General features: G+C 35.9%; 13 protein-coding genes and 1 pseudogene. 4 read left to right on the top strand and 10 right to left on the bottom strand.

Annotated features, from left to right (window positions below):
• Positions 1 to 166: 166 nt before the first annotated feature.
• The 4 genes from L1967_RS02770 to L1967_RS02755 all read right to left on the bottom strand — a co-directional run bounded on the left by L1967_RS02770 (position 167) and on the right by L1967_RS02755 (position 10,589).
• Positions 167 to 1,975, bottom strand: coding sequence for a RagB/SusD family nutrient uptake outer membrane protein (locus tag L1967_RS02770; RefSeq protein ID WP_249600193.1), 1,809 nt, complete (start codon positions 1,973 to 1,975; stop codon positions 167 to 169).
• Between the two features lie 17 nt (positions 1,976 to 1,992).
• Positions 1,993 to 5,019, bottom strand: a complete 3,027-nt coding sequence (locus L1967_RS02765; protein ID WP_249600192.1) for a SusC/RagA family TonB-linked outer membrane protein — start codon at positions 5,017 to 5,019, stop codon at positions 1,993 to 1,995.
• 800 nt (positions 5,020 to 5,819) lie between these two features.
• Complete coding sequence (locus L1967_RS02760; protein WP_249600191.1) at positions 5,820 to 7,583, bottom strand: RagB/SusD family nutrient uptake outer membrane protein; 1,764 nt, start codon at positions 7,581 to 7,583, stop codon at positions 5,820 to 5,822.
• Positions 7,584 to 7,586: 3 nt separating this feature from the next.
• Positions 7,587 to 10,589, bottom strand: coding sequence for a SusC/RagA family TonB-linked outer membrane protein (locus L1967_RS02755; RefSeq protein ID WP_249600190.1), 3,003 nt, complete (start codon positions 10,587 to 10,589; stop codon positions 7,587 to 7,589).
• A gap of 435 nt (positions 10,590 to 11,024) precedes the next feature.
• Between L1967_RS02755 and L1967_RS02750 the strand changes: the two genes are divergently transcribed.
• Positions 11,025 to 12,104 carry a phosphatidylinositol-specific phospholipase C1-like protein gene (locus L1967_RS02750; protein WP_249600189.1) on the top strand — a complete coding sequence of 360 codons (1,080 nt, stop codon included), beginning with the start codon at positions 11,025 to 11,027 and terminating at the stop codon, positions 12,102 to 12,104.
• 74 nt (positions 12,105 to 12,178) lie between these two features.
• The gene (locus L1967_RS02745) at positions 12,179 to 12,715 is read left to right on the top strand and encodes a hypothetical protein (RefSeq protein WP_249600188.1); all 537 of its coding nucleotides are present in this window, start codon (positions 12,179 to 12,181) and stop codon (positions 12,713 to 12,715) included.
• A gap of 80 nt (positions 12,716 to 12,795) precedes the next feature.
• On the opposite strand, the gene L1967_RS02740 is transcribed toward L1967_RS02745, so the two are convergent.
• From L1967_RS02740 to L1967_RS02720, 5 genes are all read right to left on the bottom strand, one after another.
• Positions 12,796 to 14,280, bottom strand: a complete 1,485-nt coding sequence (locus L1967_RS02740; protein WP_249600187.1) for a TolC family protein — start codon at positions 14,278 to 14,280, stop codon at positions 12,796 to 12,798.
• Positions 14,270 to 17,434, bottom strand: a complete 3,165-nt coding sequence (locus tag L1967_RS02735; protein WP_249600186.1) for an efflux RND transporter permease subunit — start codon at positions 17,432 to 17,434, stop codon at positions 14,270 to 14,272. The genes L1967_RS02740 and L1967_RS02735 overlap by 11 nt, the downstream gene beginning before the upstream one ends.
• A 210-nt stretch (positions 17,435 to 17,644) precedes the next feature.
• The gene (locus L1967_RS02730) at positions 17,645 to 18,727 is read right to left on the bottom strand and encodes an efflux RND transporter periplasmic adaptor subunit (RefSeq protein ID WP_249600374.1); all 1,083 of its coding nucleotides are present in this window, start codon (positions 18,725 to 18,727) and stop codon (positions 17,645 to 17,647) included.
• A gap of 153 nt (positions 18,728 to 18,880) precedes the next feature.
• The gene (locus L1967_RS02725; protein ID WP_249600185.1) at positions 18,881 to 19,324 is read right to left on the bottom strand and encodes a hypothetical protein; all 444 of its coding nucleotides are present in this window, start codon (positions 19,322 to 19,324) and stop codon (positions 18,881 to 18,883) included.
• A gap of 414 nt (positions 19,325 to 19,738) precedes the next feature.
• Positions 19,739 to 20,431 carry a general transcription factor IIF subunit 2 gene (locus L1967_RS02720; RefSeq protein ID WP_249600184.1) on the bottom strand — a complete coding sequence of 231 codons (693 nt, stop codon included), beginning with the start codon at positions 20,429 to 20,431 and terminating at the stop codon, positions 19,739 to 19,741.
• A 262-nt stretch (positions 20,432 to 20,693) separates the two neighbouring features.
• Here L1967_RS02720 and L1967_RS02715 point away from each other — a divergent pair, with 262 nt between their 5' ends.
• Together L1967_RS02715 and L1967_RS02710 are read left to right on the top strand one after the other, a co-directional pair.
• Entirely contained in the window at positions 20,694 to 21,392 is a 699-nt protein-coding gene (locus L1967_RS02715) for a LytR/AlgR family response regulator transcription factor (protein WP_249600183.1), read from the top strand.
• A 114-nt stretch (positions 21,393 to 21,506) separates the two neighbouring features.
• The gene (locus L1967_RS02710) at positions 21,507 to 21,788 is read left to right on the top strand and encodes an STAS domain-containing protein (protein WP_249600182.1); all 282 of its coding nucleotides are present in this window, start codon (positions 21,507 to 21,509) and stop codon (positions 21,786 to 21,788) included.
• A gap of 416 nt (positions 21,789 to 22,204) precedes the next feature.
• Here the strand turns inward: L1967_RS02710 and L1967_RS02705 are convergent.
• A pseudogene (locus tag L1967_RS02705) lies at positions 22,205 to 22,399 on the bottom strand (IS5 family transposase); the annotation flags it as partial.

Raw genomic sequence — 22,399 nt, 5'->3', positions numbered from 1 at the left:
AAATAGCGGTAGGAAATCGTAAGATCTCCTACCGCTTAAAAAGTTAAGTAAACTACCTGGTGACAAGCCCACAAGGCATTCGATAGAAACAAAATTTCAATTCCTAAGCATCCCGATTGCTATTGGGACGGGGTATTAAACCTTTTGGCGGTGCCAATAAATCAAATTAATATCCAGGATTCTGTACCAGGTAACCTTCTACATTAGAGGCTCCGTCGATAGCTTCCTGCGGAATTGGGAAAAGTCTGTGATTTGGATCACTATCAGATTTTGAAGTCCATGAATCTTCATATTTTCCGAATCTAATTTGATCCTGACGACGGTGCATTTCCCAGTAAAATTCGAATCCTAATTCTCTATATAGCGTCTCAAGATCGATTGCAGATAAGGCAGCCGGAGTTTGATCTGGTCTTGCATTACGGGAGGTTCTTACCGTGTTTACATCCTGTAAAGCACTGGCATTATCACCCATTCTTAATTTAGCTTCGGCTCGCATTAAATAAACATCGGCTAAACGAAGTAATACAAGGTCTACACTACTGTAATTATTACCATTGTCTGAGGTTTTACTAAACTGCCATTTCGCAAATCTATAGCCTGTGGCATAACCTGCGCTACCATCTAAGCTAATCTCTAACGTATGATCTACGTAATAAACAATATCTTCAGGATCAGATCCGTTTTCACGAGCCTCGGCCAAAGGATAAATTTTATAACCAGAATTTCCTTTTGCATCTTTTCCGGTCATAAAATTACCCGATCTGTAGTTTTCTTTTCTTGGCGCCCACATGGTTCCACGAATAATTCCACGATCGATTTCAAAGTCTGAACCTGCAATAAAATAATGGTCTTTATCGCTTACTTTACCTAAAGTATCGTTTTTGTAGGGCGTTAACCCTGAAATATCTTCGAGCTCTGCGGGAACCTGTGCATTTTTTTGGTAAAATCTTGCATCTGCATCAGCTGGGTCTACATCGCCATAAGCATCAACCCAGGTTTGATAAAAATCTGAGGTCATCGCAGGACCATCTGTACCATCCATGCTTAAATAAAAATCTCCTGGTCTTGGAAAAAGAGAACCAGACATGGACCAATATGCCCAACGGTTATGGTCGTTTTTAAGAACTCCGCGTAAATCCAAAGCAAAAATCAGCTCTGAATTATCGTGATTTTCATCATTAAAAAGTTCAAAATATTCCGGAGATAAAGAATAACCACCATTATTGATGATATTATTGGTGTATTCTACCACTTTTTGCATATCTGCATCGGTAAAATTTGGAGTTCCGTAAGGATCTCTATATACTGCTGCATTTAGATAAAGTTTCGCTAAAAATCCATAGACCGCATCTTCAGTCATCCTTCCAGGACCACGCTCATTATTAATGTTTTCGAGGGCGGTTAAAAACTCAGATTCGATATAAGCAACTGCTTCTTCTCCTCTTAATATTTCAGAAGTTCCAGAAGTTGTTTCTTTTTTAAAAGCCAGTCCCCAATTATCTAAAAAGAGCATGTTTTCGTAAGCTCTTAAAGCTCTCATTTCAGCCAAAGCCTGCACTGCTTCTTCATCCCCATTTTCAGCAAGTGGAGCAATCACATCGATTGCAGCTACGGTTCTAAACAACGCTGTAGTTAAATAGCTCCAGGTTCCTGTTACCAGACTGTTGCTGGAAGACATTAAATGCCTGTGTGCCGTGGTATAGGTATCATTATCTGCCCACTGCGTACCACCCAAACCAGTTCTGGGAGGTAAAATTGCTTCGTCTGATGGGATTTCCTGAAGTCCAAAATATCGGGTATGCCTAAAGGTCTGAGGAAGAATCCCATAGGCCGCTGCCATAGAACCAGAAACTGGTTGTACAAGATCTTCAGATCCGGTTAATGACTCGTCTAATATTTCTTCTTCTAAATCTGTACAATTTGTAAATGCCAATACGCTAAGTCCTGCAAATACAGTTAGAATTCTATGTTTCATTTTTACTACTTTTAAAATTAGAAGGATACATTTAAACCAAAAACAAAGGTTCTTGCTTTAGGATAGGTGTAATAATCGATACCATAAGATTTTGAATCACTACTACTACCGGTGTTTAATTCTGGATCAAATCCGCTGTAATCGGTAATTACGAATAAGTTTTGCCCGGTTACGGAAAATCGAACACCATTAATCCAATCTCCCAAGCCTATATCTTCTGGCTGAAGTTCATAAGCTAATGTTGCATTATTTAAGCGTAAGAAACTTCCATCTTCAAGATATCTGGTAGACACTGTATTACTGTTAGCGGCATCTTCGTTAGGAAATTCTATCGCCTGATTTGTTGTGTTTAAGGAATTAGAAATCTGAGTCATATTAAACAAACTCATTCTGGTATGATTATAGATTTTATTACCACTTACCCCGTTAAAGTTTAATCCTAAATAGAAGTTTTTATAATTGAATTTTGTGTAGAAGGCATAAATAAAATCTGGAACGGCGCTTCCTGAAGATACGCGGTCGCTATCATCGATCTGCCCGTCACCGTTAATATCTTTAAACTGGTTTAAACCATCTGCTCCAATACCTTCAAATTGTCTTACAAAAAAGTTTCCGATAGGCTCATTATTCATATAACCATTAATACTAGCTCCTGTCTGGCCAGATCCCTGAGCAGTTCCTGTGGTTACAATGGTAAAAGGAGAGTCGGTAATTTCATTCTTAATATAAGAGAAGTTTCCACCGATATTATAAGAGAAATCCCTGGTTTGATCGCTTTGATAATCTAAGGAAAATTCTAAACCAGAGTTTTTAATTTTCATATCGGGGATGTTTTGCCAGGTATATCCAACCTCATCAATAGGATCCTGAGTAGAGAAATACAGTAAAACATCGGTTGTTTCTTTTAAGAAATAATCTAAAGTACCGGTAAGCTTTTGATTAAATAATCCAAAATCTAAACCTATGTTGGTTTGAGTCGTTTCTTCCCATTGTAAATCTGGGTTTGCAGTACGCGCGAAAACAAGACCATAAGGATAATCTTCCTTGTTCACCTCGTTACCATTAATTGGGTAGATATCATTATCTTCAAAACTCTCGCCGTAGCTAAGTCTGGTTTGTTTTGAAGGGATTTCCTGGTTACCAGATTTTCCCCAGCTCGCTCTAAATTTTAAGTTACTAATCGCTGACTCTGCAAGGAAATCTTCTTTATGAATATTCCAACCTAACGCAAAGGATGGGAAAACGGCATATTTGTTATTTTCACCAAACTTTGTAGAACCATCTGAACGTACTGTGGCCGTTACTAAATATTTATCGGCATAATCGTAATTTACCCTTCCAAAGAATGATTGTAGCTCGTTTTGAACAGCACTTGAAGATTGTGTGTTATCTTCTCCTCTGGCTTCTCCAAGCTGATATCTGGGTTCAATTCCGTTATCTGGAAAATCGGTAAAATAAAATTCTTTTTTATGGATAAAGAATTTCTGATACGAATGCCCAGCCAATAAATTTAGCCCATGCTCTCCAAACTCAGTGTTATAGGTTAACGTATTTTCTACCAGTGTATTTCTATTTTTAGTAAATTTTGACTCTATAGAACCTTCTGCATAATCTGGATCTGCAGTGTAAGGAATATATTGCTGATCTCTATCTGTTTTAGAATAATCTACACCAAGGTTTAACTTATAGGTTAAACCATCAATAATCTCTAACGAAGGAGCGATATTGGCGATCATTCGGTTATTATTAGAAAAATCTCCAAAAATATTCTCGATAATTAATGGGTTAATCCCGGTTCCAAAAACTGTTGGTTTCCCATCGGTATACGCAGGTGTTGTTGGATTTAACTGCAACATGCTACGAACCATAGTTTCGGTATCTGGCCGTTCATTTTCTGTTCTGGTTGCTGTTAAATTAAAATCGACTTTTAAACGATCGTCAAGCCCTTTTTGCGAAACATTTATTCTACCTGAGTAGCGTTTAAGATCACTATTGTTAAGTATACCTTCCTGATCTCTTGCGCCTACAGATGCAAAATAAGAAGTATTAGAAGTACCTCCGCTCATCGAGAAATTTACATCGTTAGTGATCGCGGTTCTGGTAAGCTCATCCTGCCAATCGGTATCAGCTCCATTATCGCTTAAACTCCCACCGATATTCTTCACTACTTCTCTAAACTCGTTTGCAGAGAAAACATCAATTTTATTGGCTATAGAAGAAATTGCAGTTGAAGCAGAGAAATTCATTTGCGTTCTTCCTGCTTTTCCTTTCTTAGTCGTAATTACGACCACCCCATTTGCGGCACGAGAACCATAAATAGCCGCAGCCGATGCATCTTTTAATACGTTGATAGATTGAATATCTTCAGTATTAATAAAGTTTAGAGGGTTTGTAGGTACTCCATTATCAGAATTATCCAAAACAAAACCATCTATTACATACAATGGAGAAGTACCCGAACGTAAAGTCCCAACCCCACGAATAATAATATCCTGGCCAGAACCCGGTTCACCACTGGCATTGGTTACGTTTAAACCAGAAACTTTACCTTGTAATAAATTACCAGGGTTTGTATTTATCCCCTTATTGAATTCTTCTTCGCTTACAGAACTAACAGATCCTGTTAAATCTGATTTCTTCTGAGTACCATATCCAACCACAAGAACTTCATCTAAAGAAGCACTATCTGTTTCTAATTGGATATCATAATTGGTTTGTCCCGTGATCTTTTTTTCGAAAGTTTTAAATCCTACAAAAGATATCTGAAGAATGTCACCTTCCTGAGCTTCGATGGTATATTCCCCATCAAAATTGGTCGTCACACCATTGCTGGTTCCTTTAATCCTCACCGTAGCGCCTGGAAGAGGAATGCCCTGATCATCAGTTACAACACCGCTAATTGATCGCTGAATTGATTTATTGGTAATCGGAAAGTCTATTGAAGGCATGCTAAAAGAAGCCGCTTCACTAGCTTGAGAAAAAAGTAAAACTGAAAGTCCAAATAATACCTTTTTCGATTTTAATTGTGTAATTTTAAAATACATTTAGTTAAGTAATTGGTTGCACAATGCTTAATTTGTAATAACCGCAGTTGTTGGTAGCTTCTGCGGTTTATTGATTTGTAAAGTTTGTTTTGGGTTAAAATATTACATAAAGGGTTTTTAAGTTATCATTAACACAGTGCAAATTAATGAAGAAAGCAAGGAAGCTGTTTTAATTGAAGATTATGTATAGTTTAATTAATACAAAAACGTTTTAAGCGAATTATCGAAAGGATTTTCTTACTATTTAAAGATAAATATTAACAAATTAAAAATACAATAGAATAAAGATTAACAGATCATTAATAAGTGGTACATTATTACATTTTATTACACTGTATGGAAGAACTAAAATAGATTAACATTTGTTCTATTCACTAACATTATATTAAACTATGCTTAACATAGACTTAAGAAAATCTCCAATATTTTACGTAAAAGATGATTCGTTTTTTATCAAAACTCAACATCCATCACGTCGCAGGAAGGTTGATTAAATATCTAATAATCAAATAAAAACTCCATAGAATTTGAGAAGAAAAATAAAATTGGCTTACTAAATTTTAAAGTAAACTACCTCGGGGCAAGCCCACGAAGCATTCGATAGACACAAAATTTCAATTCCGAGGCATCCCGATAGCTATCGGGACGGGATATTAAACCCTTTGGCGGTGCCAATAAAAAAGGAGTGCCCTCCAACACTCCTTTTTTATTTTGAATAAGTAAATTACCTCAAGGCAAGCGTCGAAGCATTTAATCTCGAATATCGAAAATTCTTAGCTGTATCATAAATTTAAAATAGTTTAGTAGCCTTGATTTTGGGTAATCTCTGGAGTAACATCTATAGTTTCCTGCGGGATAGCGAATACTCTTAAAAAAGGTTGGGTTGCTGCTTTAGCGGTATATGCTTCATCATAAGTTCCAAAACGAATCATTTGCTTTCTTCGGTACATTTCCCAATACATTTCAAAACCAATCTCATTATATAAAGTTTCTTCATCTAAAGAAGAAATTGCTTTTCCAGGAGCATTATCAAATAAAGCTTCACGAGTTCTACTGGTTCTAAGTAAGTTGACATCCTGTAATGCCGCCGCGGTTTCTCCTTTTCTAAAATAAGCTTCAGCCCTCATACAGTAAATTCCTCCTAATCGATAAAGCGGTACATCAACAGCACTGCTACCGTTGCCATATTTAGGGTCAAACTCCCACTTAAAGTTTCTAACTCCACGATTAATTTGATCCTGACTAAACACTGCTGAAAGTGGATTATCAAAATTAAGCTCTGGAGTATAATCCATTGGTATGGTAGTGTTTTTCTCCATCACTAATTTGCTTATGGCAATTCTTCCGTCAGCGGTCATATTAAATCCGCCTTCACCATCTAAAGTTGGCCCATACTGTTGCCCAACCTGTAAGCCCCTGTTAAAATGGAACCAGGCACCACCGGTATCTTCACGTACGTCTTCTGCTGGAACACTTCCGGTTGTCCCATCATTCATAAACCAGGTTCCATCTCTATATTGATAATATCTATGAAAACGTGGATCGTCGTGATTCCCTTCCCAGGTATAATAAAATTCGGGCTCTACACAAGAGGCATTAGTCCCTCTGTTATCTGGAGTTGGCTTTTGTGCTCTTCCGGTAGACATATAAGCAAAGTCGTTATCACTTCGACGAATATTATCATTTTCCTGAACTACGGCAAAGATGATTTCTGAACCCGACTTATTGCTGATAGCGAAATTATCAAAATAATTACTCTCCAGCCTAAAGTTCCCTTCTATCAATAAAGAAGTATAATAGATTACCTTATCCATATCATTCCCCTCATTATCCACAGCAGCTTCTGTGAAGTTAAAACCAGATGAGGCATTATAGCGATCTTTAAATACTGCTCTATTTAAATACATATCGGCCAATAACGCATAAGCTGCCTGCTTTGTAAAACGACCGTTATAGGTTCTTTGCTCTCCTAAATTTACCAGATCTGGAATTATAGCTTCTACTTCATTAATTAAATTATCAATCTCGGTATCTGCCTGAAGAAATTCTAATTCAGCATTTTCTGTAAATGGATCTCTGTAAGGTGCCTGCTGGAATAAATCTAGTGTATTATAGATGTATAGCGCCAGGAGACCTCGTGCTTCTGCTAAAAATAACTCGTAATTTTCGTAATCTGGATTTGCCTCCAAAGATTCGATAGCAGTTAGTGTTTTTGTTATACCACTATTTAAAGCATTCCAGGTTGAAGCCACAGCGGCATTGTTGGTTCCCCAGGTAAATTCGGTCAGGGCTCTCCATTTTCCTCCATCTCCCCAGTCGCTCCCTCTTGTAGGTAGCATACATTCGTCTGTTGGATATTCCTGAAGGCCAAAAACATTCCCGTGATCTGTAAACGTCCCTGCTGCCAATTGTCCATAGGCCGCTGCCATGGCACTCTCTGGACTTGAGCTTTTACCTCCTATTACTTCATCGATTACTTCTTCTTCTAAATCGGTACAACTCAATAAAGTGGTACCAAAACAAATAGCAAGTATAGCCTTAGCTGTTATATTTGAAAATTTCATTTTTTATAATTTTAAAGTTGCACCAATCATATATGATCTTGATGAAGGATAGGTGGTATAATCTATCCCTATGGATTGATTACCTCCCGTTGATCTTGGGCTGTTGATTAAAGGATCGAATCCTGAATAATTGGTTATTGTAAATACATTCTGTGCGCTTAGATATAGATTAAGGCCTTTTAACCAATTAAGATTTGCGGTATCAAAATTATAGCCCAATCTGGCATTATTCAACCTTAAAAAATCAGATTTCTCCATATATAATGTTGAAAGCTGCGGCGTATTTTGCGGATTTGCACCGTCTGCATAGAATTCGGAAAGTACATTTCTATCTGAAGCCAGATTGTTGATATTTAGTGCTAAATTGGTATTATTTACTAAATAACCTCCTGCTTGACCGATAAAAGCCAAACTTAAATCCCATCTTTTATAGCTTACATTTGTATTTATCCCAAAAGTGAAGTTGGGTAAAGCTCCTTCAAAAATCTGGCGGTCATCACTATTAATCACTCCATCGTTATTAATGTCTTCGAAAATATCATTCCCGTTTTCATCAAAACCAAGATGCTTTAACATAAAGAAGGAACCTGCCTCGTAACCGCTTTTGTATATATTTGCGGCAACTCCAGATAATCCGGGGCCTGCAATACTTCCGGAATATAATTCGGAAACTGGTAAATCTTTGATTTCATTATTTAATGTAGCTCCATTCACATCTAAAGACCAATCGAAATCTTCGGTACTTACAATCTTCGACCCCAATGTAAATTCAATCCCTTTATTAACAATCTTCCCGTCTATGTTTTTCCAAACTGAAGTCGTTGGACTTAGTGGTTCTGAAGGTATATTTAGGATCGCATCTTTTGTTGTTTTGTTATAATAATCTAATGATCCGTATAACTTATTATTCCACAAACTAAAATCTACTCCTAAATCAAACTGGGTCACTACTTCCCATTTTAAATCGGGATTTGCAGTACGATTAACAACAATACCATTAATTAAGTTATAATCATTATATAAGTAATAACCACCTGCTGCAGATTGCGAGTAACTTGCTTGTGTAATTTTATTTTGAACTTCCTGATTTCCGGTTTCTCCCCAACTTGCTCTTAATTTTAGCTGATCGATTTCTTCTACATCATCAAGGAATAATTCTCTATCCATATTCCAACCTAAAGCAAAAGATGGGAAATATCCATATTTATTGTTCTCCCCAAATCGAGTTGATCCATCTGCCCTTAAAGAAGCCGTAACTAAGTAGCGATCATCAAAAGTATAATTAACTCGGCCAAAATAAGATTGTAATTCGTTTTCCTGTGCATAACCATTCACACCAGATTGTTCTCCAGAATATCCCGGGTTATATTCTGGAGCAACTCCTTCGCCCATCGGACTTATATTGGTTGTAGAAAAAGAAGTTCCTGAAAAGTTGAATTTCTGATAAGAAAAACCTGCAAGAACTTCAAAATTACTTCTGTGGACATCAAAATTATAGGTTAAATAATGTTCTATTAAAGAGTTTTGAGATTCTAAATTATTCTGAACATAAGCTCCCAAAGGTGTTCTATCGGTAACATTTGGATATATTGTTGAATTTCGCTCTGAATTGGAACGATCGATACCAAAATTGAATTTATACTCTAATCCATCCATAATACGGAAGGTAGCTTCTATATTCCCTAAAACTCGAAGTGTTTCGGTTTTATCTTCGTAAATGTGAAGCAAATACATAGGATTGTAATGTGCATTCATATTGAAATTGGTATAATCGCCATCAGCATCAAAAACCGAGCGTGTTGGATTAGCCATTAAAGCATGCATAATTACTTGCCCGTCTGAACCTGCATCTGCACCGTTGGGAATTCCATTTTCATTAATCTGGCTGGCAGTTAGGTTCATTTTCACCTTTAATCTTTTATTATCAAAGAAAGATTCTTCTGCATTTATCCTCGCCGTAGTTCTTTTAAAATCACTGGTCTCTACGATCCCTTCCTGATCCATGTGAGAAAGCGATGCGTAATAATTGCCACTATTAGTTCTTTTAGAAAATGAAAAGTTATGATTTTGAGTAATGGCTGTTCTAAATAATTCGTCCTGCCAGTCGGTATTACCGCCATGGTCGTATGATGAGTCTGTTATGGCATTTCTATATGCTGAAGCTGAAAGCAAATCGATTTTATCAATTACTTTCGCTACATTTAAATAAGAATCTATGGTTATCGTAGCATCACCTTTTTCTCCTTGTTTCGTGGTAATAATCACCACACCATTAGACCCTCTTGCACCATAAATAGCTGCCGCTGATGCATCTTTAAGCACGGTTATCGATGCGATATCACTGGTATTTAAAAAGTTAAGCGGATTTTTAGCAGCACTATTTCCCAAACCAAAATTAGGGCCGCCTGCGCTCACATTTTGATTACTTAATGGCACACCATCTACAACGAACAACGGTGTACTACCACTTCGTATAGAACCAATACCACGAATAGATACGTCTACGCCCGCTCCTGGTTCTCCACTAGATTGTACGACACGCACACCAGCTACTTTTCCCTGAATTAAATTATCCGGAGAAATATTAATTCCTTTTTTAAAATCTTCTGCGGAAAGCTGGCTTACCGCTCCCGTCAAATCTTTTTTCGTTTTCTTACCATAGCCTACAAGTACAATCTCATCAAGATTAGCAGGATCTGCGGCCAGCGTAATAGTAATTCCGTCTTTAGCTTTTACCGTAAGGCTTTTATAGCCTAAATAAGAAACTTCTAAAGAAGCATTACTCTCAATTTCTATGGAAAAATTTCCGTCAAAATCGGTTACTACGCCATTATCTGTTCCAGCTTCCCGAACGGTCGCTCCCGTTAATGGCATGCCTTTTTCGTCTACCACCGTACCGGTAATAGTATGCTGGTAACTTACTACAGTTACGTTAGTGGTATTCCCTTCAGAAAAGAAATTACCACTTTTAGCATTCCCTATCTGAGAAGCTAGTAAAACCGACATTCCAAAAAATATATGACTCGGTTTCAATGGTACAATTTTAAAATACATTTATCTAAGTAATTGGTTGCACAATGCTTAATTATAAATCACAGTTGTTGGTAGCAACTGTGTCCATTTATTCTATTTTTTATCTCTATCTATATAACCATTCATAACTTGAATTTAAATAAAAGGGGGACGTGTTTTTTGAAGAGACTAAATAATGAAATGCTCATTCATTTCACATTTATACAGTTTTAATAAATATTTAAATAATACTACCACCACAGCATCCTTAACATTTAAATCGTATCGATTTAATTTTTATATAATATTTAAATAATTCTTATTGCTAAACCGATTTAAGTTTACATTTTATTAATAAAAATTGATTTTAAGATAATTTTCTCTTCCTTCGTTATTTATAGATTTATGGCCAGAAATTAATTTATTCTCATGATCCGAAATTTTTCACTTTATATCAACTCCTTAATAGGAATATTTCTATTTATAGCATGCTCACAACATGTTTCAAGCCCTCAAAGAATCAATCAGGTTCAGGTTATTGGATCCCACAATAGCTATAAAAAGGCTATTGATGATTCCTTATATTCGTATTTAGCGACACAGGATTCTACAGGAAGATTAAAAGGTTTACAATACGAACATATTTTGATCCCTGAACAATTAAGTATGGGACTTAGAAATTTAGAAGTAGATGTTTATGTAGATAGCAAAGGCGGAAAATTCTCTCATCCTAAAGGAATAGCTCTTGTAAAAAATCAGACTGAATATGATCCTGAAAGGCTTTTAGACAAACCAGGCTTTAAAATGATACACGTACCAGATATCGATTTTAGAACTCAGTATTATCTTTTTGAAAATTGCCTTAAGGATCTAAAATCCTGGTCTGAAAATCATCCAGATCATACCACTATATTTATCACGATCGAACCAAAAGATGGCGAAGAAAATAATTTTGGCACATTACCAGAAGCTTTTACTGTAGCAGCGTATCAAGAATTAGATGAAACACTGCTTAAATTTTTAGGAAAGGAACATTTAATTACACCAGATGATGTTAGAGGAAATTTTGAAACCCTAAATAAGGCGGTTTTAGCGGGTAATTGGCCAGATTTAAATGAAGGAAAAGGTAAATTTATGTTCATTCTGGATACCAAAGGCGAAAAAATGGAACGCTATATAAAAAACCACCCTTCATTAAAGAATAGAATAATTTTCACGAATTCCGACCCCGGCACTCCAGAGGCCGCAGCGATGATTATTAACGATCCATACGATGAAAGGATTCCGGATCTGGTAAAAAAAGGCTATATCATTAGAACAAGAGCCGACGCCAACACTACTGAAGCAAGAAATAATGATTACTCACGTTTCGAAATGGCCAAAAAATCGGGAGCACAAATAATTACTACAGATTATTACCTTCCCAGCACCTTTTTTGCATCTGATTATCATATTAACTTCGGAAAGAATACGTTTTACCGAGACAATCCCATCAACAATAAATTCTAAACTCAAAGTATTGAGAGGATTACCATATTTTTTTATAGCAGGGCGTTAAAACACTGTCTCCTAATTTTAAGATCTTGAAGTATTTATCGCTACTATTAATCTTACTTGTTTCCTATACCTTTTTTGGGCAGGAAGAAAATTCTTTTGAAGAAGAAATATCAGTTAGATTTAGCCAAAGTAAACTGTCTGACCGTATTTACGGAATTGGTGACTATAAACACCTTCGTAATAATTTTGAACTGATAAAGCAAGACTTTGTAAGACTTGAAGTATTTGTTGGAATTTTGGAACAATATGATTTTATGAGTGCGAATCGATTATTAAAATATTCGTTTGGAGCCCAATTAGATGTTCGCCTAACTTCAAAAAGTAAATTCTATATTTCCGGACAGTATATCTCAAATCCTTTTAATACCAGTTATGGGAATACAATGATACCGATGGATCCGTTTTTCCCTACTTCAGAAATAGATTTTGGCATAGACTTTCAGCTTAAAAGCAATATCAACCTTGATATCGGTAATAAAACATTATTACCAGGTGATGATACTTCAATTTTTCCTCCTAGTCCTTTAAATATTACACGGGCAAAACTAAAAATTGGTTTTTGAACGCGAAATAAAAAAGCTCTCAGATACAAATTCTGAGAGCTTTTTCGGCAATTTAAATAAACAAACAATAAAGCCAAAGATTAATCTTTGGTCCAGCCGCCACCAAGCGCCTGATACATATTAACAACAGCCGTCATTTGCTGCATTTTGGTTTCTACAAGATCAAATTTAGATTCCAGTGCATCCCTTTGGGTCATTAAGACCTCCATATATTCTGCTCTGGCATTTCTAAACAACTTATTCGAAATTTTTATAGACTCTGTTAAGGCATCAACTTCAGCAGCACGTAAATCATAACTTTTCTTAAGGTTATCGATTTTAGCCAACTGATTTGCCACTTCGATATAGGCTTTTAAAACAGTTTGTTCGTAATCAAAAGCAGCCTGAATTTGCTTGGCATTTGCCGTTTTATACGCTGCTTTTATGGCGTTTCGGTTAACCAAAGGTGCTACCAGATCCCCAGCAACAGAATAAATTAAGGATTCTGGCGTATTAAGCAGATAATCTGGGTTAAAAGCCTGATAACCGATATTTGCTGAAATCCCAAAAGAAGGATAAAAACGTGCTTTTGCAACTTTAATATCAAGCTTTGAAGCCTGAAGCTCGAATTCTGCCCGACGTATATCTGGCCTGTTTTGCAGCAATTGAGCCGGTAAGCCAGCGTCGATTTGTTTTGGCAACATATCTGCAAAAGCTTCGGTATTGCGAGCAATAGGCTGTGGATAACGACCAACCAGAAAATTCAGTTTATTTTCGGTTTCTGTAATTTTTTGCTGAATGTCGTATTGCAAGCTTTTGGTATGCAATACTTCTGCATTAAATTTACTTACTGCAAGCTGGGTTACACGAGCGGCCTGCATCTGCAACTTCACAATTCTATAGGCTCTTTCCTGAATTTCGATATTATTCTTTACAATCTGAAGCTGATTGTCTAGTGCCAATAATTCGTAGTAAGAATTAGCAATTTCAGCAATCAGATTGGTGACCATAAAATTTCTTCCTTCTACACTGGATAAATAACGCATCACTGCCGATTTTTTGGCATTGTGAAGCTTATTCCAGATATCTACTTCCCATTGCGCATTTAAACCAATCATATAATCTGGAAGCGGATCGGGAAATTCCTTACCGTCTTTAATTTCCAGATTCTCTTCTACTGCTCCATTACGGGTATATTTACCAACTTTGTCGATTCCTGCACCCGCTTTTAAACCAATTGATGGTAAATATTCGCCTTTTCTGGCCTGCACTTCACTTTGAGCCACTTTTAATTCCTGAAGCATAATATTTAACTCCTGATTATTTTCCAAAGCTGTATCTATTAGTGCTATCAAATTGGGATCATCAAAAAATGTTTTCCAATCTATAGAAGCAGCGCTTGTCGTATCGGCAGCATTAAAACTTTTAGCAGCAAGAGAGTCCTGAGAACTGTGATAATTCCCGGGAACCTCTTTGCTTGCCGTTTTCTCTGATAATGAAGGTACACAAGACGTTATACTCAGCATAATTCCTGCTGTAACGCCTAAATAAGAGAAACGTTTATATTTTTTCAATTTATTTATCATAATCAAAATCTTCGGTTAATGGATTTTCGTCTTCGTATTTAATCAATGATTTTCCTTCAGCAAGACTTCCAAAAATGTAGTATAGTCCTGGTACGATAATTACTCCGAATATGGTTCCAAAGAACATTCCTCCAAGTGCCGAAGCTCCTAAAGTTCTATTACCAACAGCTCCTGCCCCGGTAGCGATGATCAACGGAATTAAACCTGCAATAAATGCGAAAGAGGTCATTAAAATAGGTCTAAAACGTACTTTAGCACCTTCTATGGCTGCTTCTAAAACGGTAAGCCCTTCACTATGCTTCATGACCGCAAATTCTACGATCAACACGGCATTTTTACCCAAAAGCCCTACCAGCATAATCAAACCAATTTGCGCGTAGATATCGTTTTGAAGTCCCATTAACTTTAACAGCATAAAAGATCCAAAAACTCCTACGGGTAATGAAAATATTACCGATAACGGAATTATAAAACTTTCGTACTGCGCCGCAAGAACAAAGTAAACAAAGGCCAATACGATAAGGAAAATATAAATCGATTCGTTACCCCTTTGTGCTTCATCATAAGATAACCCTTCCCAGGCGATATCGTAATTTTTAGGAAGCGTTTCTTTGGCAACTTCTTTAATAGCATTAATAGCATCTGCGGTGGTATAGCCTTCAGCGGGTAATCCACGAATCGCAGCCGAATTGTACATGTTAAAACGAGTTACCTCATTTGGTCCCTGTAATTTCTTCAGTTTCATAAAAGATGAATACGGCACCATTTCGCCATGGTCATTTTTCACATACATATCCAAAACGTCTGAAGGTAATCGTCTAAACTGAGGATCTGATTGCACATACACCTTAAAGAAACGGTTGTATTTAATGAATCCCTGCTCGTAAGTACTACCAATTAGGATATTCAGGTTTTCCATGGCATCACCTATCGACACTCCTTTTTGCATGGCAAGTTCATTATTGAACTCTAACTCGTACTGCGGATAGTTCGCGGCGAAAAAAGTAAACAGTCCTTTAAGTTCAGGGCGTTTTCTTAAATTCTCCATAAACTCCTGATTAACCTTATCGAAATCCTGATAATCGGTTTCAGTGTTTTCATCTAATAAACGCATAGAGAATCCTCCTGAAGAACCGAAACCTGGAATTGCCGGCGGCTCAAAGAATTCAATAACCGCACCTAGGTCTTTGGATTTTTCCTCCAGCTCTTCCATAATTTCGGTAACTGTATGTTTACGGTCAGACCAGTTTTTAAGGTTAATCAAACAAGTTCCTGCGTTAGATCCACGTCCTTCAGTCATAATTTCGTAACCTGCCAACGAGGATACCGATTCAATTCCTTCTACATCCTCACAAATAGCCTGTAGCTTTCTGGAAACTTCGTTAGTTCGCTCTAAAGTTGCCCCGGGAGGGGTTTGGATAATCGCATAAATAGTTCCCTGGTCTTCACTAGGCACAAAACCAGAAGGCAACACCTGACTTTCAATATAAACACCCGCACAGAATGCTATTAAAATTCCGAAGGTTAACCATTTACGACTTACCATTCGTTTTAAAACCCCAACATACTTGCCGGTAAGTTTATCGAATACTGAATTGAATTTATCTAAACCTTTAGTAAGGAAGTTTTGCTTGTGTTCTTTACCGTGGTGATTTTTAAGTAACATCGCACATAAAACCGGAGTAAGGGTAAGTGCTATAATTGCTGAAATCACAATCGAACTGGCCATCGTAATAGAGAACTGTCGATAGAATGTTCCCACTGGTCCAGACATAAATGATATAGGTAGGAATACCGACACCATTACCGCAGTAATTGCAATAATCGCCCCCCCTATTTCTCCTAATACCTGTTTTACCGCTACATACGGAGAAATATCCGGGTATTCATCGAATTTCGCATGGACGGCCTCGACGACTACAATGGCATCATCTACCACAATACCAATTGCCAGTACCAAAGCGAACAAAGTCACCAGGTTAATTGAAATTCCGAAGAATTGAATCACAAAAAATGCTCCTACCAAAGAAACAGGAACTGCCAAAATAGGAATTAAGGTAGAACGCCAGTCTCCTAAGAAAATAAATACTACAACAGCTACCAGGATAAAAGCGTCACGTAGGGTGTGAACTACCTGCTCTATTGAAGCGTCCAAAAACTGTGATACATCGTAGCTAAGCTTATAATCCATACCCGGAGGAAAATCTTCTTTCATTTTCTCCAATTCCGCCTTAACTTCTTCAATTACATCACTGGCGTTACTACCGTAACTTTGTTTTAATACGATCGCCGCAGAGGGGTGACCGTCCAGGTTAGAATAGATATCAAAAAACTCACTTCCTAACTCTACCCTACCAATATCTTTTAAGCGCAAACTTTGCCCGTCGGGGTTTGCCCTAACAATAATATTCTCGTATTCTTCAGGTTCGTTATAGCGTCCTTTATAGGTAAGTACATATTCTAAAGACTGGGCTTTTATTCCCGAACTTCTACCTAAACGCCCTGGTCTACCTACAATACTTTGTTCTTTCATTGCTTCCATAACTTCATCTACAGAAACATTATAGGCACGCATTCTATCTGGGTTTAACCAAACACGCATGGCGTATCTACGGCTACCCAAAATTGTTGATCTTGCGATCCCTTTAATCCTGTTTATTTCAGGGATCATTTTTACGTTGGCGTAATTGTATAGAAATTTTTCATCCATACTTTTCTTTGTCGAGTAGAGGTTTACATACATTAACATACTCGGCTGGATAGGTGTAATCACTACCCCTTCCCTTTGTACCAGTTCTGGCAGCAAAGGCATTACCTGGTCGACCCGCGTTTTTACCCGTACCACGGCATCATTGGGGTCTGTACCCGGTTCGAAAATAACTCGTAATGTGGCCTCACCGGCACTGGTTGCATCTGTTGCCAGATAACGCATTCCCTGCACCCCGTTTATTGCATTCTCTAATGTAATAAGGGTAGATTTTACCAATACATCTGCACTCGCCCCAGGATAAGCCACAAATATATTTACTGTAGTAGGCGCAATTTGGGGAAACTGCGATATGGGCAGTTGTTTTATGGCTAAAGACCCCATAAATACAATTATGATCGAAATTACAATTGCAAATACGGGTCTATGTATAAATCGTTTAAACATAGTTTTCTTAGATTTTACTCGATATCAAGATTTAAGCGGTTGTTAGTAATTCTTGCCTTAATGGACGGAAGAACCAATAACTACCAAAACATTTTTTATAAATGCCTCCTTTGATTAGTCCTCAAGGGACCACCGCCAGGAGTTTTAAAGGTTTTTCAGATTATAATTCTGAAAAAATAAGTTCCCATCATCTATTCTCATTGCCATAAATTACTCGGCATAAAGTTCAAGATGATTGATAACTTCCTGAGGTTTTTCAAACTCATATTCGATTTCATCTCCGTCTCTAACTTTACGAAGTCCTTCTAAAAGAATTTTGTCATCTTCAGTAATGCCATCTTTAACAGCATAAACATGCGGAAGTTCACCAGCAAGATTAATCTCTCTTGCTTCGATTTTATTATCCTCGTTTACCACATACACATAATGTTTACTAAGCACCTCGAATGTTGCTTTTTGTGGAATTAAAAGAGAATTATTAAATGGTACTTTGGTAAGAACACTACCGGTTTCACCATGTCTTAAAAGACCTTCTGGATTAGGGAAACTTGCTCTAAAGGCAATATTACCGGTTTCGTTATTAAACTCTCCCTCAATAGTTTGCACATAACCATCATGTTTGTAAATCTGGTTGTTGGCCATTAGCAATTCTACTTTGGTCGTATCTTTTTGGTGAACAGCTTGCTGATAATTTAAATATTCAGCTTCAGGCACATTATAATACACCCACATATCGCTGTTATCAGATAAACTGGTAAGTAATTCCCCTTCTTCCACCAAACTTCCTAATTTAAGGTGAAGCCGATCTACAATTCCGTCGAATGGAGCTCTAATTTCGGTAAATTCTAAATGTACCTGTGCTAAAGACTTTTCAGCCTTTGCTTTTTCTAATTTAGCTTTTGCCATAGCTAATTCGTTAGGAGCAACAACATTACTATCGGCCAGTTGTTTGGTGTTTTCGTATTCTATTTGGGCAAAGTTTGCCTCAGCATCTGCCTTTTGTAATTCGGCTTTGTAAAGTTTAGGCATGATTTTAAACATTAACTGCCCTTTTTTCACAAACTGTCCTTCGTCTACATAAATATTTTCAAGATACCCTCTTTCTTGTGCGCGTACTTCTATATTTCTAATAGACTGTATCTGCGCTACATATTGGTGGGTGACCAAGGTATCTTTTCGAAGCGGACTGGTCACCAGATACTTGGATTTTTCTTCTTTCTTTTCTTTGTGGGATTCACAGCCCATGCCTAAAAACATAGCACACAGGCTAACAATCATGAGAATTCTACTCATCATAATTTCAATTTTAAAAGTGATAAAAATTAGGGGAAACTTTATATAAGCCTACAAACCGATGCTAAACATAACTTTAGCAGGATCTCTTGATAGACTATTTTGAAAAATTAAAATGTGCCGGATTGTAGAAATTAATCCGGACTTAAAAAATCATATTCTAAATACACAATATCTTACACAAATAGATGGGTAAGACGAAGTATGATTTTGATTTGATAAATTAGGTGTATTATCACTACGATTATAATCGTGATAAGCAGAAATTATTGCGTAGAAAAGTGTGGTAACAAAGTTACTACCTTCTAAATATTTTTTTGAAGCATCAGTATCTGATTCATTTTGAGCTTCTTCGATTTCGACTTCTTCGGTTTCAGAAAATTTTGTATCTGGATTAGATCTTGATTTTTCATGAATTAAGGCATCGCTATCATCAAAATAATCAAACCCGTAGTCTAGATCTAATTTCTTTTGAAAGGAAATCCCTTCCCCTTCTGTAATAAAATCATTATGCTCCTTTAGATTATTGGCATGAATAGCACCATATCCATTAAGGAGTAGTAGAAAAAATGATATGTATTTAAAAAATGATTTCATTTGCAGCGCCAAAGCTATATAATCTTTGCATTACGTACAAGAACTTCTATATTATTTTACTGAAAACCAATAATTATTTAATATTCGATAAAATCAGCAGGCATTTTTTTGGAATAAATAAAATATATGATTGAAATTTGACGCCTAAATTCAATAAAAACGATCAGAAATTTAAAAAATACCATAATTTTCACAGTTTTTCACTTCTGCATTTTTAATGATTAAAAATCTGATGAGCAATAAGCTTAAGTTTGGGAAATAAAAAAAATCCGATTATAGCAACCTACAATCAGATTTAAAATATTTTTATTATCAACTAAACTACCTTAGGGCATGTCCATGAGGCATTTGTTAGAACATTATTTTTATTTTGAGGCAATCCTAGGAGTATTTAGTCTCGATTATCAAGCAAAATCATCTTAAAAAATTAGCGCTTTTTAAACGAGAAAACACCCGTTTATCTTCCATTACATATTTAAGATGACTTTCTAGAGTATGACGATCGTGTAAATCAGCGATATTTGGTATTACATCGCGATAAAGAGACTCTAGTTCAGATTGTAATTCTAATCCTCTTTTAATCACAAATACCCTTCCTTTACTACTTAATTCTTTACATTTTATTCCTTTTTGTTTTCTTCTGTAATTGGCCAGTTTATACTGCGATTTTAATCCAGATATATAGGCCTTTTTATGAAAGCAGAGTTTTTTAAATAGTGTTTTAAAATATAAGCGATTGGATTCGTCTAAAGCCTGAGAATAAAAACAAAAGGCATCTTCAATTTTTTGGTACAGTGCATTGATTTTAAACTCTACCGGGATTTCTTCATTCTCCTTTTCCAATTTATTCAGGATCAATATTCTTTCTTTTGCGGTATCCTTATCCTGATAATTAATGCGAATAGTACCTAAACCCACTTCCAGATTTTTATAAAAGTTACCTTTTTCGCAAAAACCACCATCAGTAGTAAAGGACAAACATCTAATATTTGCTTTTTTCAACTCCTTTAAAAAACGTCGTTCATTTGGCTGGATGTGGTGCTTCTGACTAATTTTACTTAAGGTTTCACGATAGGAAATAGTTCCATTATTTGATATTGAATTCATTCGGGGGTTAGATTTTTTCTGGTTATTTTACAAATCTACTTAATCACTACCCGATAAACTCTTTTAAAAAACACAAGCTTTACTTAAGATCTGGTTAAATTTTTGATCAAAATGAATAAAGGAAAGTGGAAAAATGAAGATTAATTGATGAATTAAAAAAGTTATTAACAATAACTCACATTACTTTATAAAATCAATATTTTAATTATATTGTTAAATATTTTAACAGTTAAGGCTATTACTCCCCTTTTTCAAATCTGAAATGATGAGATGTATAATTGTTGATGACGAAGAACTACAAGTTTCTGTATGCAAAATCCTTATCCAGGAGCATACCAACCTAAAACTTGAAGGAACTTTTGGCAGTGCTCTGGAAGCATTAAAGTATATTAAATCAAATCAAGACATCGATTTAATATTTCTAGACATTATGTTGCCAGATATTAGTGGATTCGAGTTATTGTCTTTACTAAAAGATTCTCCACAGGTTATTTTAATGTCATCTACAAAAAAATATGCCATAGAGGCATTTGATTTTGATCATGTGTTAGATTATCTTTTAAAACCACTTAAAAAAAATAGGTTTTTAAAAGCAGTTAATAAGGCTATTGGCAAGCGAGAACTGCAAATGAGTGTGACACATAAAGGCTCTAAACCATTTTATGTTCAAAGCGATAAACGCTTAATAAAAATTAATCCAAATGAAATCGATTTTGTTGAGGCCTGTGGAAATTATGTTTTTATTCATCTGGAAGCTGAAAAGATCTTTACTTACTGTAGCTTAAAAAAGCTGATTGAAAAATTGGACTTCGAAAATTTTGTACAAACACATCGATCCTATATTATTAATATCGAGAAAATAAAGGATATTCAGGACAACAGTGTGCTAATAGGAAATAAAGTAATCCCTATTAGTCGGAGATTTCGTCAAAATGTACTGAAAAGCATTGATGTGATTTAACCACTTACATAAGAAATACGACCACTCATCTTCAAAACAAAGCCGCTTACATAAAAAACATCTTTATAAGTTCAATTGGTTTGTAATTTTAAAATCACAGAGATGTAAGCAATAATGGCAAAACAAGAAAAAGACTCTTTAATAAAAATATCTGGCGTATTAAATGCCTACACTATTAAGGATATCGAAGCCGAATTACATTCCTATTTGGAAAAAGCTACCGATGTTTTAAACATAGACATTAATAGTATTTCTGAAATAGACCTGCCAGCTGCTTTTACACTTTATTCTCTTAAGGAGAAAGCTAAACAAATGGGAAAGCTTATCGCAATCGATAAAGAGCAATGTTATGCCCTTAAGAAATTAGAAAATTATAAGATAGAAAAGTTATTATAGTTGAGGTTACATTGGTTAGATGAGGATCCGGAAGCAGAAACAACACGCATAACTACTGCTTCTGGAACTTCTAAAAACAAGGTGTAAACCAGTAGATTTTAAAGTTTTGTTTTTTTTATATCAGTAGTTAATTCATTATTAGTAATACTAGCTAAAATGAAATCCCCAGAATGCAAAAACCCTGAAAAATTTTTTCAGGGTTTTTAATTTGAATTAAGGATCGATAACGATCACAATTTTTTATTTTTAGATCTTCTTAAAAGGATATAAAAAATAACTACCGCAAGCACATCCACAATGGCGACAATTAAAGTTATTTTTTCAATAGTACTCATCACTCATAAATTTCGGGTTTTCAAAACTACATATAATACTTATAAAATAACTAAATTTTAGAAAGTAAATTTTGAACTCGTTTAAACTTTTTCCTTTTTGAAGGGTTTGAACTTTTTCAAGGCTAATACAATAAAAGCAAGATAGTTAAACCCTGTCCAGCTTGCCACGGTAGTATCAAACCTGTTTAGTAACGACCGGAAACTGTCCATCCAGGCATTGGTACGCTCGATGACATAGCGTTGGTCATAAAGTTCTTTGTCAAAATAGTCATCTCT

The sequence above is a fragment of the Zunongwangia pacifica genome, from assembly GCF_023499215.1.
GTDB lineage: Bacteria > Bacteroidota > Bacteroidia > Flavobacteriales > Flavobacteriaceae > Zunongwangia > Zunongwangia pacifica.
The sequence above is the reverse complement of the archived record's forward strand: the minus strand, read 5'-3'. Positions and strand labels throughout refer to the sequence as shown.